General features: G+C 55.6%; 16 protein-coding genes and 1 pseudogene. 10 read left to right on the forward strand and 7 right to left on the reverse strand.

What is annotated here, in order from left to right:
- Window positions 1–57: 57 nt before the first annotated feature.
- The 3 genes from SYN_RS12760 to SYN_RS12770 all read right to left on the reverse strand — a co-directional run bounded on the left by SYN_RS12760 (window position 58) and on the right by SYN_RS12770 (window position 3,232).
- On the reverse strand, window positions 58–1,389 hold the full coding sequence (locus SYN_RS12760; protein WP_011418593.1) for a sigma-54-dependent transcriptional regulator: 1,332 nt from the start codon (window positions 1,387–1,389) through the stop codon (window positions 58–60).
- Window positions 1,390–1,406: 17 nt separating this feature from the next.
- Window positions 1,407–2,405 (reverse strand): type I glyceraldehyde-3-phosphate dehydrogenase, encoded by a 999-nt coding sequence (gene gap / locus SYN_RS12765; RefSeq protein WP_011418594.1) that lies wholly within the window; start codon window positions 2,403–2,405, stop codon window positions 1,407–1,409.
- Between the two features lie 173 nt (window positions 2,406–2,578).
- Window positions 2,579–3,232, reverse strand: a complete 654-nt coding sequence (locus SYN_RS12770; RefSeq protein WP_041585110.1) for a nitroreductase — start codon at window positions 3,230–3,232, stop codon at window positions 2,579–2,581.
- A 188-nt stretch (window positions 3,233–3,420) separates the two neighbouring features.
- On the opposite strand from SYN_RS12770, the gene SYN_RS12775 reads away from it, so the two are divergent.
- From SYN_RS12775 to SYN_RS12800, 7 genes and pseudogenes are all read left to right on the forward strand, one after another.
- Window positions 3,421–3,768, forward strand: a complete 348-nt coding sequence (locus tag SYN_RS12775; RefSeq protein WP_041585111.1) for a hypothetical protein — start codon at window positions 3,421–3,423, stop codon at window positions 3,766–3,768.
- A 35-nt stretch (window positions 3,769–3,803) separates the two neighbouring features.
- The gene (locus tag SYN_RS12780) at window positions 3,804–4,520 is read left to right on the forward strand and encodes a DUF362 domain-containing protein (RefSeq protein WP_011418597.1); all 717 of its coding nucleotides are present in this window, start codon (window positions 3,804–3,806) and stop codon (window positions 4,518–4,520) included.
- 114 nt (window positions 4,521–4,634) lie between these two features.
- Window positions 4,635–4,922, forward strand: coding sequence for a 4Fe-4S binding protein (locus SYN_RS17110; protein ID WP_148202656.1), 288 nt, complete (start codon window positions 4,635–4,637; stop codon window positions 4,920–4,922).
- A gap of 131 nt (window positions 4,923–5,053) precedes the next feature.
- Complete coding sequence (locus SYN_RS12785) at window positions 5,054–5,443, forward strand: RidA family protein (protein WP_011418599.1); 390 nt, start codon at window positions 5,054–5,056, stop codon at window positions 5,441–5,443.
- Window positions 5,440–6,156: a cytochrome c biogenesis protein CcdA gene (locus SYN_RS12790; RefSeq protein ID WP_011418600.1), complete on the forward strand. Its 717-nt coding sequence runs from the start codon at window positions 5,440–5,442 to the stop codon at window positions 6,154–6,156. Before SYN_RS12785 ends, SYN_RS12790 begins: the two co-directional genes overlap by 4 nt.
- A gap of 174 nt (window positions 6,157–6,330) precedes the next feature.
- A pseudogene (locus SYN_RS17115) lies at window positions 6,331–6,426 on the forward strand (TlpA family protein disulfide reductase); the annotation flags it as partial.
- A 40-nt stretch (window positions 6,427–6,466) separates the two neighbouring features.
- Window positions 6,467–6,736, forward strand: coding sequence for a TlpA family protein disulfide reductase (locus SYN_RS12800; RefSeq protein WP_011418603.1), 270 nt, complete (start codon window positions 6,467–6,469; stop codon window positions 6,734–6,736).
- 22 nt (window positions 6,737–6,758) lie between these two features.
- Here the strand turns inward: SYN_RS12800 and SYN_RS12805 are convergent, their stop codons facing one another.
- A complete protein-coding gene (locus tag SYN_RS12805) occupies window positions 6,759–7,475 on the reverse strand; it encodes a DsbC family protein (RefSeq protein ID WP_049750055.1) in 717 nt (238 codons plus the stop codon).
- A 160-nt stretch (window positions 7,476–7,635) separates the two neighbouring features.
- On the opposite strand from SYN_RS12805, the gene thiM reads away from it, so the two are divergent.
- From thiM to SYN_RS12820, 3 genes are read left to right on the forward strand one after another with little or no spacing between them, the layout of a single operon-like run.
- Entirely contained in the window at window positions 7,636–8,448 is an 813-nt protein-coding gene (gene thiM / locus SYN_RS12810; RefSeq protein WP_011418605.1) for a hydroxyethylthiazole kinase, read from the forward strand.
- A gap of 2 nt (window positions 8,449–8,450) precedes the next feature.
- Window positions 8,451–9,143 (forward strand): thiamine phosphate synthase, encoded by a 693-nt coding sequence (thiE, locus tag SYN_RS12815; RefSeq protein ID WP_148202581.1) that lies wholly within the window; start codon window positions 8,451–8,453, stop codon window positions 9,141–9,143.
- A 29-nt stretch (window positions 9,144–9,172) separates the two neighbouring features.
- Window positions 9,173–10,009: a hypothetical protein gene (locus tag SYN_RS12820; protein ID WP_011418607.1), complete on the forward strand. Its 837-nt coding sequence runs from the start codon at window positions 9,173–9,175 to the stop codon at window positions 10,007–10,009.
- A gap of 11 nt (window positions 10,010–10,020) precedes the next feature.
- Here SYN_RS12820 and SYN_RS12825 read toward each other — a convergent pair whose 3' ends face one another.
- From SYN_RS12825 to ubiE, 3 genes are all read right to left on the reverse strand, one after another.
- Entirely contained in the window at window positions 10,021–10,914 is an 894-nt protein-coding gene (locus SYN_RS12825; RefSeq protein WP_011418608.1) for a hypothetical protein, read from the reverse strand.
- Window positions 10,915–11,137: 223 nt separating this feature from the next.
- Complete coding sequence (gene glgP / locus SYN_RS12830) at window positions 11,138–13,270, reverse strand: alpha-glucan family phosphorylase (RefSeq protein ID WP_011418610.1); 2,133 nt, start codon at window positions 13,268–13,270, stop codon at window positions 11,138–11,140.
- Between the two features lie 255 nt (window positions 13,271–13,525).
- The gene (ubiE, locus tag SYN_RS12835; protein WP_011418611.1) at window positions 13,526–14,281 is read right to left on the reverse strand and encodes a bifunctional demethylmenaquinone methyltransferase/2-methoxy-6-polyprenyl-1,4-benzoquinol methylase UbiE; all 756 of its coding nucleotides are present in this window, start codon (window positions 14,279–14,281) and stop codon (window positions 13,526–13,528) included.
- Between the last annotated feature and the right edge of the window lie 42 nt (window positions 14,282–14,323).

Genomic DNA, 14,323 nt, shown 5'->3' on the forward strand with positions numbered 1-14,323 from the left:
CGCACGGAAGGCTCCCGGCTGTTTTTCAGGAACAGGATCGTGATGGCGGGAAATGATTTAATTAGACTCTTCGCGGACGAAACCATAACGCTGGATTCTGGCACGCAGCGTTTTGCGATCGATTCCCAGAAAGGCGGCCGCCCGGCTTTGATTCCAATCCGTCGTCTTCAAAGCCTGGAGAATCTGATCCCGCTCCGCGCCTTCCAGTGGAGTCAGGGCCGATTCCTTCCCGCCGGCAGGGGTTTTCAGCCGCATGCGCTCCGGCAGATGCTCAGGCAGGATGATCAGAAAAGGAGATAAAAGAAGGGTCTGCTGCAGAACATTTTCCAGTTCCCGCACATTCCCCGGCCAGTTGTAGGCCATCAGACATTCCATGGCTTCATCGGAAATCCGTACCGTCGGATATCCCATCTTCTTAAGAAGGGATTCCATCAACTGAGGCAGATCTTCCTTATGCTCCCGCAGGGCAGGCATATGAAGGCGAACGACAAAGCGATAGAGCAGATCCGCGCGGAAGCGATCGCTCGCCGTCTCTTCATCAATATTGCGGTTCGCGGCGGCTACGACGCGCACCTGGATCCGGCGGACCTCATGCCCTCCGAGATGGCGAACCTCCCCGTTCTGCATGAAGCGGAGAAGCTTTCCCTGCAAGGCGGTCGACATCTCTGTGATTTCATCGAGAAAGATGGTCCCAGCCTCCGCAGATTCCAGCAGTCCGCGGTGGGAATGATCAGCCCCCGTAAAGGCCCCTTTTTCGTAACCGAAGAGTTCGGATTCGAGAAGATTGTCCGGGATGGCCCCGCAGTGGACCACCACAAAGGGTTTGTCCCTGCGGGAACTCAGCTGGTGAAGGGAGCGGGCGGTCAGTTCTTTACCTGTGCCGCTTTCTCCCTCAATAAGAACACTGGCCCAGGCATCCGCGACCCGGACCAGTTGTTTGTAGAATTCCACCATAGTTGCCGAGGAACCGATGAAGCGGGGTTCCTCCTTTTCCGCCGGACTCCCCTGACTGCGGTGACGCTGCAGTTCCCGCATACCCAGCACCTTCTTCACCATGTTGCGGATCGCCTCCGGTGAAAAAGGTTTGCTGATATAGTCCCAGGCGCCGAGCTGAAGGGCCTCCATGGTGCTTTCCAGAGACCCGTAAGCCGTCATCAGGATCACCGGCAGGGCGGGCCACTGTTGATGAATCCGCCGCAGCAACTGCAACCCGTCCATATCCGGCATCCGGATATCGGAAATCACCAGATCGTAACGGGACAAATCCCCCTTCAGGACATCCCGTGCGGATGTGCAGATATCCACATCGTAATCGGCGCGCCGCAGGGCTTCCTGCAGGAACTCACAGGCTACGGCATCGTCATCAATGACGATGATCCGGATGGACATCGCTTTTATCTACCCCGTTACCTGGTGGCCGCGTGAGTGAGAAGGTCGAGAAGCTTGCATGAATAGCCCCACTCATTGTCATACCACGCAACGAGTTTGACAAAGGTGTCGGAAAGAGCGATGCCGGCCTTGGCATCGAACACCGATGTCCTCTCTTCGCCGATGAAATCACTCGACACGACATCATCTTCAGTGTAGCCGAGAATACCTTTGAGCTCGCCTTCGGAAGCGGCTTTCATCGCGGCCTTGATTTCATCGTAGGTTGCCGGTCTGGCAAGCCGGCAGGTCAGATCCACCACGGAGACGTCTACCGTGGGAACGCGGAACGCCATTCCGGTGAGCTTTCCCTTCAGTTCGGGAATAACCGAACCCACGGCTTTCGCCGCCCCGGTCGACGAGGGGATGATGTTGAACCCGGCGGCGCGGCCACCGCGCCAGTCCTTCATGGAAGGACCGTCAACGGTTTTCTGGGTTGCGGTGATGGAGTGCACTGTGGTCATGAGCCCTTCGGTGATTCCCCACCCATCGTGAACGACTTTGGCAAGCGGAGCCAGACAGTTGGTAGTGCATGAGGCATTGGAAACGATCGGTTCCCCGTTGTAGCTCTTATGGTTTACCCCCATGACGAACATCGGTGTGTCATCCTTTGACGGTGCGGAAAGAACGACTTTTTTCGCTCCCGCCTTGAGATGTCCGCCCGCTTTTTCCTTATCCAGGAAAAGGCCCGTTGATTCGACGATATAGTCGGCGCCGATTTCCCCCCATTTGAGGTTTGCGGGGTCTTTTTCAGCAGTGACGCGAATCGTCTGCCCGTTCACCACCAGTTTGCCGTCTTTGACCTCGACCTCTCCCTTGAATCTGCCGTGAACCGTGTCGTAGCGAAGCATATAAGACATGTAATCCGCGTCGAGCAGATCGTTGATTCCGACAATTTCAATTTCCTTTCGCGCACATGCCGCGCGGAAAACCAATCGGCCGATGCGGCCGAAACCGTTAATGCCAACTTTCATCGTCATGGAATCCTCCCGAAAAAAATTGATTGGCAGGAGCGGCAATCGTTCCTGCCAGCAAAAATTGAAAGTGATTTACCAGATTGCCGGCAAACAAGCAATCCGTCTTCGTTGCCAAGATGCGAAATGTTCCGATTAAAAATTGATGAAGCGATACCCCCGTGGATCGACAGATTGTTTCAATCGATCCACCGCACGAACTGCTCCAGAGATTCCCGGGGCGCCTTGAACGCGTTGACGGGGCTGTCCCAATCCGGATGACCCAGAGCAACGGCGATCACGATATCCTTCTGCTCCGGAATATTGAGTAGATCCTTGACTTCCTCTTCATAGGCGCTGATCAGGCCGATGGGACAGGTTCCCAGACCGAGATTATGGGCTGCCAGCATCAGATACCCCAGGAGTATCCCCATGTCCACGAGGCGAGCCCGGGGAAAGGCATTATCCAGACAAAGGATAATCCCTGCCGGCGCGCCATAGAAATTGCAGCTTCCTTCGTTGATAAAGGTCCCGAAGTCCTTTCCCCTCCCGAAAAGGACGGGATTCATCAACTTGAAGGATTCCGCACCGCGTCTGCTGAAGGTCTCTGAAAGCGGCTTGACATTTCCCGGACTGCAGGATATCTGTTTCTCCCGGTAAGCCTTGATCAACCTCCGGCTCAGCCTTGCCTTCTCTTCTCCCATTACGATCGTGAATTCCCACGGTTGAAGGTTGATCGCCGAAGGAGCAAGAATCGCCATGGACAGGATTTCTTCAATCTCCCGGCGGGAAACTGGATCCGGCTTGAAGGCCCGGATGCTTTTCCGTTCCCGGATGGCCTGGAAGAGATCCATGATGCCTGATCCTCCTCTGAAATCCAATGACTGCTCAAGTTTTTATTGAAAAGAGAGTACCGCAGCCCCAGGGTAATGTCAAGAATTCGGACTGAGGAAAATGGCGGCAATCCATTCCTTGACAGGGCAATGTCCCGTAAAAACGCATCGATCCGTTGCCCCGGACCGCACTCAGGAGGTTTTTTCTTATGATCCGCGCCAGATTATGGTTCCGCTGCGCCGCAATGCACGACCCCGTCACTCCGATCGTCGTTCAACCGGCGGTTATCGGCTGGGAAGCCAGAAGACGGCGGGTGGATCTGACTCTTGAACGGGCATTTGACGGTGAGGAGCTTGCGCGCCGGATGAAAGGATGGGTTACGGCGGATCCCCTGAAGGTCATTGAAGTCATCAAGCCCTATGGCAGGTTGAAAGTCCTGGACGATCGGGAACTCGTCGTGGAGATGGAAAAGCCGGAAGACCTTGAATCGCTCCAGAAGATCCTGGCGGAGAGTTTCGAAGGGGAAGTGGATCTGGAACTCATCCCCAAACGCTGAATCCGCACATTGCTTATTTTAAAGGTGTTCAGGCCATGCCCCTCGTTTTGATCAGAAAATCCGATTATTCTTATGAGACGCTGAAACCTCTGATATTCGGCATGCTGGACCGTCTGGGCGGGCATCGCATGGCCCCGGGGAGCCGGGTTCTGATCAAACCGAACCTGCTGACGCCCGCCACCCCCAGGCAGGCCATATTGACTCATCCATTCATCGTCAGGGCAGCCGTGGAATACGCTCTGAATCAGAACGCACGCCCCCTTGTTGCCGACAGTCCTGCGATGGGATCTTTCAGCAAAATACTCCGGGACAGCGGCATTCAGGAAGCGCTGGCGCCGCTGAAGGTTGATTACCGTCCCTTTCAGGATTCCCTGAAAATCGACATCGGGGAACCTTTCGGCTCCATCGATATCGCCAGGGAAGTAATCGAGGCGGATTTCATCATCAATCTGCCCAAGTTCAAAACCCACAGCCAGATGCTCCTCACCCTGGGAGTCAAAAATCTCTTCGGCTGCATTGTGGGATACCGCAAACCGGAGTGGCACATGAAGACGGGCGTCAATCGCCCGTTGTTCGCTCGGCTGCTGGTACAGCTTTATCATAGAATCTCGCCGGCCTTCACGATCCTTGACGGCATCCTGGCCCTGGAAGGCGAAGGACCGGGGAAACGGGGAACGCCGAAAGGAGGTTGGCCTGCTCCTCGGCAGCGACAACGCCCTGGCCCTCGACAGGACCGTTTGCCGGATACTTGATCTGGAACCGGATCACGTGCCCACGCTGAGAGCCGCCCGCGAACTGGAACTGCTGGACGATTCTTTCACCATCGACGGTCCCCTGGACCCCGTCCGTCCGTTCCGCCTGCCTCAATCAGCGCCTTCTCTGCTTTACGGCCCCCAGAGCCTGCAACGCCTCATCCGCCTTCATTTCCTGCCCCAGACCCCGTCGTCGATGCCGATCTCTGCCGACAGTGCGGGGCCTGCTGGACAATCTGCCCGGCCAGGGCCATCGACGAATCCGCCCGGCCTCTTGAATTCGACTATGACCGGTGCATCCGCTGCTGCTGCTGCATCGAGGTTTGTCCCTACGGCGCGCTGCATACGGTGGATCCGCTGCCGGGCCGCATGATTCGGAAACTCATAGCACGCTTTTCATGACGGAAAAAAGACCTGCCGGCGAAAACCGCGTCAACGAAAATCCGTCAGCTTCCCTTGACCGGAAGACCGCTTCATGCGATAAATTTTACAAACGTTGTGTGAATTAAAGACAGAGGAGAAAGGGGATCAGGATGGAAAAGAAATGGGTTCATGCCGCAGAGGCCCCTCGGCCGGTGGGTCCCTATGCCCAGGCGGTAAAAGCCGGGGGATGGCTTTATGTCTCGGGACAGATTCCTCTGGATCCTCAGACAGGTCAACTCTTGACAGGCTCCTTTGCCGAACAGGCTGAAAAAACGCTTGACAACCTGGCCGCCATCCTGAAAGCGGGCGGCTCCAGTCTCGATTCCGTCGTCAAGGTTACCATCTATCTCGCCGATATGGCTTATTTCAATGAATTCAACACGGTTTACGCCTCCTATTTCGAGAATTCCCGTCCCGCCCGATCCTGCGTCGCGGTCAGTCGGCTGCCCAAGGATGCCCTGCTGGAAATCGAAGCGGTCGCCCTGTGTGAGGATTCATGATCGACTCTTTACTGAACAACCTGAGCGGCTACATGGCGGACTCCAGTTTCGCCGCTTACCTGGCTGCGTATCTGGGGGGGCTTCTGGTCAGTTTCACCCCCTGCGTTTACCCGGTCATGCCGCTCGTAATCGCCTACATCGGCGCCCGGGGCTCCCGATCCCGTCTTTACGGGTTTCTCCTTTCTTTAACCTATGTTCTTGGTCTGTCCCTGACCTATGCCGTTCTCGGCGGCATATCCGCGTTGACAGGACGATTGTTCGGGACCATACAGAGCAGTTTCTGGGTTGCTTTTCTGGTGGCCAATGTCTGCATTCTCATGGGGCTGGCCATGCTGGATGTCTTCACGATTCAAATCCGGATTCCCGGATTCGCGACTTCGCCACAGACGGGCGACATGCATAAAAGCGTTATCGGCAGTTTCCTGGTCGGCATCACCTCCGGGTTGCTTATAGGGCCCTGCTCGGCCCCGGTATTTTCCGTTCTGCTCGCCTATGTCGCCACCCGGCAGAATCTCTTTTTCGGTATGAGTCTTCTGTTTGTTTTTGCTCTGGGCATGGGGACCCTGCTGGTTGCCATCGGCTCTTTCGCAGGTCTGATGGCCAGCCTCCCCAAGTCGGGCATGTGGATGGTGCGGATCAAACACGGTTGCGGCTGGATACTCATCGCCACGGGAGAATATTTTCTGATTCAGGCCGGGAAATCTCTGGTCTGATCCAAAAAGACAGAAACAGGAGGGTTCAAACCATGAAGTTTCCCCGTATTCTTTTCCGGCTTGCCGGAATGATTCTTTTGATTTTCTGTCTGGAAGGCTGTACGGAACCTGCCGATCAAAAAGAAGACGGACCCCTCAGCGGCAGTCCGTCCCAGTTCGAGGTCACGGAAGCGGGTGGATTTCGAGCTTCCCGACCTGGAAAAACGTCCCTTTCGTCTCAGTCAACACCGGGGCAAACCCGTGCTGCTGATCTTCAGCACGACCTGGTGCGCCTATTGCCGTTCCGAACTGCCCCGTTTCCGGGACATTCATGAACGCTACGCTTCCGGCGGGCCTGGTGGTCGTTCAGATCTTCATTCAGGAATCCCAACGGAAAGTCTCATCCTTTGCCCGCCAGAACAATCTCCCCTATCGCGTCCTGCTGGACGAAAAGGGCGAGGTCTCTGAAGCCTATGGAATTCGGGGCGTTCCCGACATGATTCTCCTTGACCGCAACGGCAAACTGGTTTGCCGGCACTGCCCGGACCTCGATGCCACCCTGGGAACCCTCCTCGATAAACCACGGCAGGGCAAGGGTTAAGCCAGCCCCTTTGCCGATTCCTCTACTTAGATTTCAACAGACTCTCGATCCGGGGAATATCCGCCCCGAAAACAGCTTCATCTCCGATCAGAAAGAAGGGCGTTCCGGACAACCCGAGCCGGGAAACAATCTCCCTGTGATTCTTGAGGGTTTCCTCCGCCCTGGCATCCTTGCAGGGTTTAAATTTCATGTCGTCCAGCTTTCCCTTCATGGCTTCCTCATAAGCCTTCCCCTGATCCACGGCACAGAGAACATACATCACCTTAGCCTCGGCGTCTTTATGGTATGACAGGGGATAGAGAAAGACATAACGCGTTACGTCGGACCGTCCTGAAAAAAAGGCCGAAGCCTTTCGGCAGTATGGACAGTCCAAATCCGTTATTTCAATAACGCGATGCGGCCCTCTGCCGATTTTGATCGCCGAATCCAGAGGCAGGTCCTTCGCCTTGGCGGCAATAACCTTTTCTATTTTCTCCTCAGTCAGGTTTTTTCCATCCTTCGTGACCATCGCCCCGATGATCAGGCAATCCGATTCCGGTGCGTAATAAAGGATCTGATTGCCAACAAGCACTTCATAAATCCCCTTGACGGGAGTTTCTGAAATCTGTTCCGCCGGAATCTGAGGAAAGCTTTTCTTAAAGGCTTCTTCGACCGATCCCGCCGCGGCGGAGCTTACAGCGCAGGCAAGAAGCATGACCAGCGCCATGAAGAGGATTTTTGTTCGCCTTGCGGCTGCCATTCTGTTCGTGAACATCTCCATAATGATTAATGTACCTTTCCTTTTTTTAAGAGAAAAACCATTGTTCCCTTATGATGTCAAGCGACAATTCCCCCTTGCAAGAGCCTGACCTGAAGGATAAGATACCCCCCTGTTTCAAACCCTCAAGAGGAGTACAGCCATGCAGATCACCCCTGAAAACACTTGGGCCGCGGTGAAGGCGATTCGCAGCAGAGCGCCCCTGATCCACAACATCACCAATTATGTCGTGATGAACAGCACCGCCAACGCCCTGCTGGCTCTTGGCGCGTCACCCGTCATGGCCCACGCGCAGGAAGAGGTGGAAGAAATGGTCGGCATCGCCCAGGCTCTCGTGGTCAATATCGGAACCCTCAGCCCGTCCTGGGTCCGGGCCATGGCCAGCGCCGCGCTGAAAGCGGCCGACCGCGGAATTCCCATCATTCTGGACCCGGTCGGCGCCGGCGCCACAGCCTACCGGACCCGCACGGCCTTTCAACTCCTGGAAACGGTTTCCCCGACAATCATCCGGGGCAACGCATCGGAAATCCTGGCGTTTGAGAGTGTCGAAACAATGGAAACCAGGGGAGTGGACAGCACGGAACTCTCACAGAACGCCGTCGACGCCGGACGTCGGCTGAACGATTCCTACGGCAGTACCGTCTGTATCAGCGGGGAAACAGATTTCATCATCGGAGACCGTGCCATCCTCGGGATCAGGAACGGCCACCCCCTGATGACCCGTGTGACAGGCCTCGGCTGCACGGCCTCCGCACTGTGCGGCGCCTTCGCCGCCGTTAATTCCTCCTTTACACTGGCCGCCGCGCAGGCCATGGCGGTCATGGGCATCGCGGGTGAAATGGCAGCGGAAATCTCTCCCGGGCCGGGCAGTCTTCAGCTTCACTTCCTCGACATCCTTTACCGGCTTACGGAAGAGGACATTGCACGCCGTCTGCGGATCGTAGCGGGAGAATGACCATGATCCAGCCCAGGGCTCATTCCCGGAAAAAAATTGCCGGTCTGTATCTGGTCACGGACCGCGCTCTCTGCGGTAACAGGGGTCTCGAAGAGGTCGTTTCCCTGGCCGTCCAGGGCGGAGCGGCCTGCGTGCAACTCCGGGAAAAGGATCTGCCGACCAGGCCTTTTGTCGAAGAAGCAAAACGACTGAAAGCCCTCCTTTCCCCACTGCGCGTTCCTCTGATCATCAATGACCGGCTCGATGTGGCCCTGGCTGCCGAAGCCGACGGCGTCCACATCGGCCAGGAGGATATGCCCTGTGACATTGCCCGCCGTCTGCTCGGGCCGAACGCCGTCATCGGCCTTTCCGTGGAAACCTGGGAAGACGTGGAAGCGGCGGAACTTATGGATGTCGATTATCTGGGAGTGAGCCCTGTTTTTGCCACGCCGACAAAAACGGACACCAAAGCCCCCTGGGGCCTGGAAGGGCTGACTCGAATCCGAGCTTACTCCAGTCATCCCCTCGTCGCCATCGGTGGGATTTCCCGGGACAATGCGGCCGATGTCATCCTGGCCGGCGCTGACTGCGCCGCTGTCGTCTCGGCCATCTGCGCCGCTTCCGACCCCCGGATGGCTGCTGCAGATATCCAGGCGGAAATATCATGGGCACTGAAGAAGAAACAGAGAAACAAGCAGCATCTCATCCACCCTTAGATAACACTATCCCGCAGGTTCCGTAATCCATGAAACCGGACAAGCTGATCATCCTTGACTACTCGGGCACACTCAGTCTTCAGGCCGTACTGTTCGGCCGTCAGGAATCTCTGCAGGCTGCGCTGGAACAAAGCGGGCTTTCCCGTCTGGGCGTAACGCCTTCCCTTTTCTGGAACGAAATCGTCAATCCGACCTGGAGAGAAGGCAGCACGACCCGGGTGGGCTACAAACGGGTCATGATAAAGCGCCTCAGGAAAAGGGCCGCGTTCCGACACCCGGGAGCGACGCCGTTGACCGGGGCCGGTCTGGAAAAGGCGGTGGCGGATTTTGTGGATGCCTATCTGGCCGCCTCCCGCATGGAAAAATCCTGGCGCTCCATCCTGCGGATTCTCGCCGATCGACGGGATGTCTGTACGATCATTGCCACGGATCATTATGCGGAAGCCACCCCGGCCATCCTGAATTTTCTGGCGGAATGGAACATCCCGGCCCTTCCTGCTGAAAAGGCCTTCAGCTCCCGACGGCCGGCGGTGATCATCGTGGCCAATTCCGCCGATCTGGGGATGCACAAAACCACTCCCTACTTCTGGCTTACCTTGAAGTCAGGGCTTGAACTTCAGAATTTACGGGAGATTCTGCTTCTGGATGATTTCGGATACAACGAGCAGGCGGGCGACGCCTACGGTGAGAAAACATGCGTTGAAATACGGCAGGAGCAGACGTCCCGACTGCTCAGAGACGTGTTTTCCGCCAAGCTTGACGTTTTCCCCTTTTTCCTGGACAGGCGGAACAATCCTGAGGCTTACGAACGCCTTATGATTCAGGTCGGCCTCTGTATCGATCGCTTTCTGGGTAAAAAAATCTGACGATGGGTTTTTTAAAAAATCCAGAGCAACCCGGAAGGTTCCTCGTAGAAATTCATGTACGCCAGAAAACCGGATGCGAGCACAGATGGCGCCATCATTGCCCGATCACCGCCCCCCGGCTTCACGGGAAAAACCACGAAGTCTCCGCTCGGCTCACCGGGCGTCCGCGCACTGACGATGGGATTTACCCCCCCACCGACCCTCAGCGGCAAACCGGCCTCGATTTGACCAGCCTGAACCGGCTTTCCACTGAAATCCGCTTCCTCAGGAACGAGGAGGGCATACTGAATCTTCTGTTCCGGAACGGACGTATGACGAAGATCGCTGTAAAGGTCCATCCCGAGGGTCTTCCCGTTTTCGGCCGTAATACGGGCCTCTGAGGTCAGAACGGTTTCAATCCTCTTGGATTTCTTTTTCACACAAAGTCGACCCCTGGCCGTCAGCATAGCAATCTCATTGAGATCCGAAACCGACCCCGGAAAAATCCCGTCCCGTACATGATCCAGAAGCGCCTTGAAGGCATGGCAATAAATCAACGGTTCGATGAAAAACATCTCGGCAGCAAGCAATTGCAGGCCCGAGTCCTCCCAGAGCTCATAGAGCACCTGCTTTGGACTGAGCCGCTGTCCATGGCTGGCCACCATGATTCTAGGTTCCCGGGGAATTTTATAATAGCCGGAGCCGGAAAGGTCGAATCCCGCGTTCCGCGCCGCCATCCCGATCAGACCATCCGGATCGGGGCATACATAAGGATCTTCCACTTCCAGCATATCGGGTCCAAAGCGGAACAGAGAATCACTGACAACCTGGACAGCGCTTCGCAGGACGCACCGCCCTGTTTTCCATTCATCTTCCCGTAAGCAGCCAACTTCCCACACAACCTCGAAGAAATACAAATCCGCCATAATCGCCTCACCCTAAAGACCTTGAAGAACATCACAGGATTATTCAGTTGGAAAAATGCGCAGCCTCAATTTCAGCGTTCCTTTTTCAAGGATCTCTGATTACGGCCATATTACAACTTTTCAGAGGAAGCAATCATCCTTTTCCTGATTTTTCACAGGGGAAACCCTTAGATCGTCTGCATTGCGAAAAGCATCGTTTCCCGTTGCCGTCTTTCTGAAATATTCACACGTTTTTCAAAGCTTTTCGATAAAATTTATCCCGATATTCCTTCACCATGCGCCGTGTCGAAAAACGCGGGGCATTGCTCCGGATGCTTTCCTTCATCACTCTCACCCAGTCTTTCGGCGTACCTGCTGCATCCGTCATATAAAAGAGCGGCACGATAGTCTCTTCCAGAATCCGGTAGAAATCTTCGGCATCCGCCTGATCACGACTTCCCTCCATTTCTTCCTTTCCGAATGTCCAGCCGTTATGGCCGTTCCATCCCTCAAGCCACCAGCCGTCGGGGATGCTCAGATGAGGTACGCCGTTCAGTGCGGCCTTCATCCCGCTTGTTCCGCTCGCCTCCATCGGTGGAAGGGGATTGTTCAGCCAGACATCGACTCCGTGCACCATATACTGGGCCGTCTGCTCCCCATAATCCTCCACGAAGGCAATTCTGCCGTACAGTTCCGGATCACGCGCCGCATTGAAAATCCTCTGGAGAACCTGCTTGCCGGCATCGTCGTCGGGATGGGCCTTCCCCGCAAAGATAATCTGCACGGGACGCCAGCGGTTTCCGAGAGTCTTCTTTAAGCGCTCCAGCGAATGGAAGATCAGATCGGCCCGCTTATAGGTCGCGAAGCGTCGCGCAAAACCCAGGGTCAGAACGTAAGGATCCAGCAATGTGCCGCCGGCCAGCACGAGGGAAGAATGAATCCGGTCTCTGACCCAGCGCCGCCGGATCTGTTCCCGGATCGTATTGATCAGTTTCACTTTCAGCCAATAGTGTGTTTGCCACAACTCCGAATCGGGAATGTCCGCAATTTTTTTCCAGACTTCCTCCTGATCATGCTCCGCCAGCCAGTCCTTCCCAAGATATCGGTTAAAGAGCAGTTCCATCTTGGGTTCGATCCACGTGGGAACATGAATGCCGTTTGTGATATGATCGATGGGCGCCTGTTCAACGGGCAATTCGGGCCAGAGACTCTGCCACATCCGGCGGGTGACTTCGCCGTGGCGGCGGCTCACCGCGTTGTGAAAATCCGTCAGCCGCAACGCGAGCACCGTCATATTGAACCCTTCAGCAGGTTGCTCCGGATGCATCCCCAACCTCATGAAGGAATCATGATCCATTCCCAGGGCCGGCCAATATCGGGAAAAATATTTTTCCATGAGATGAAAGGGAAAGACATCATGCCCGGCGGGCACTGGTGTGTGGGTGGTGAAAATCGAGGTGCTCCGGACTGATCGGAAAGCCTCTTCCTGAGTCATTCCCCTCTCCATCCGCTGCCGGATCAGTTCAAGAAGGGCAAAGGCCGGATGTCCCTCGTTCAGATGGACCACAGTCTGATGAATCCCCAGGGTATTGAGGACTTCCGCTCCTCCTATGCCGAGCACGATTTCCTGACGGAGCCGCTCTTCCAGCCCCCCGATATAAAGACGGCAGGAGATCTTGCGATTCCAGGGGTCATTGATCTCGATATCCGTATCCATCAGGTAGAGGGGAATCCGTCCGACGGCAACCTTCCAGACAGCCACATAAATCGGCGGGTCCATGAAGGGAATGCGAACAACCAGCTGTTCCCCGCTGTTCTTCAAGACCCTGGAAATGGAGGCGGCGTCCCGGTCCAGAACTTCGTCCATGCTCTCCTGCCAGCCGTCTTCGCGAATCCGCTGATGGACATATCCTTCAGGATACATGAACCCGATGGCCACCAGCGGCACTTTCAGGTCGCTGCACTCCTTGAGATAATCCCCGGCAAGAAATCCCAGGCCGCCGGCATAGAAGGGAAGGGAATGATGGAGGGCATATTCCGCGGAGAAAAAGGCGACAGCCTCCCCGCATAATCCGGAAAAGTTCTCGGAAAAACAATGATCTTCCGAATCCTTCTCCCGGTGAAACTGATCGAGAACCCGGTCATAAAGAGCAAGATATTCGGGATTGCGCATCGCCGTTTCACAGAGACTGCGCGGAAATTCCCGCAGCATCCGGACCGGGTTGTGTCCGCTTTCCTTCCAAGCGATCCGGTTCAACGCTTTATAGAGATTGCGGGCAGCCGGATGCCAGCTCCACCACATGTTGTTAGCCATCTCCTCAAGCCCTTTCAGGCGTTCGGGCAGATTGGGGAACACATCTTCTCTGATCGTGATCATGACACGACCTCCTTGCCGTCACATCAATCCTTCGGCGCTCCCAACAGGAACGAAAGCCGATTCATGCGTCATGGATGATCTCCTCCCGCTCAGAATTTGCAGCCGGCAGAAGAAAATTTTCAGAAGTATAGATATAAGTATAGAATTTATCTTAGAAATGCAATGCCTGAAACATAGGTGATCAGCTTTTTTTCGGAGATCCCAGCCGCTTGGTTCTTAATCCGGCAAAGCAATGATCGATGTGAAGCCTCAGGCTCATTGACCTTTCCGGCCGACGTAAAGCCGGGTAATGCCCAGAGTCAGGGGATAATTCCGGACATCCGCGAAGCCGGCATCGCGCATCATCCCGGAAAAACGATCCGAAGAAGGAAAGTGGAGAATGGAATCGGCAAGATAGAGATAAGCCGCAGGATTGCGGGTAAACCGGCGGGCCAGCCGAGGAAGGACATGGCGGAGATAGAAGGTGCACAGAGGACGCAACATTTTCTGCTCCGGAGACTGCATCTCCAGAACGACCACCTGGCCGCCGTCAACCAGGACACGGGAGAACTCCCGCAGCGCCCCGAGACGGCCCGGAATATTGCGGATTCCGAAGGCAATCCCCACGACATCGAAAGACGCATCGGCAAAGGGAAGCGCGAGGGCATCCGCCTGAACGAAATGCACCCGATCCCGGATCTTATCCCGGCGTGCGCTTTTCTCCACCGCCTTTTCCAGCATCTCCAGGACAAAATCGACACCGATGACCTGAACCTCAGGATAGCGGCGCGCCACCTCCAGAGCCAGGTCCGCCGTGCCGGTGGCGACATCCAGATAGCGGCGGGTTACGGAAAAATGCATTTTCCGGGCGGCAAAACGCCGCCAGGCCACATCCCGGCGAAAGCTGAGCAGATGATTGAGGAAATCATACTTCCCTGTAATCGTTGAAAAAATATCCTGAACCATTTTGATGTGATCATCCGGTTTCAGGTCTTTGACCGGGGCGTATTCTCTCCTGAGGCTTTCTTTCACCGACAGAAATCCTTTCCAGTGTCCGCAGCGACCGACGGCGCC

The organism is Syntrophus aciditrophicus SB (genome assembly GCF_000013405.1).
GTDB classification, from domain to species: domain Bacteria; phylum Desulfobacterota; class Syntrophia; order Syntrophales; family Syntrophaceae; genus Syntrophus; species Syntrophus aciditrophicus.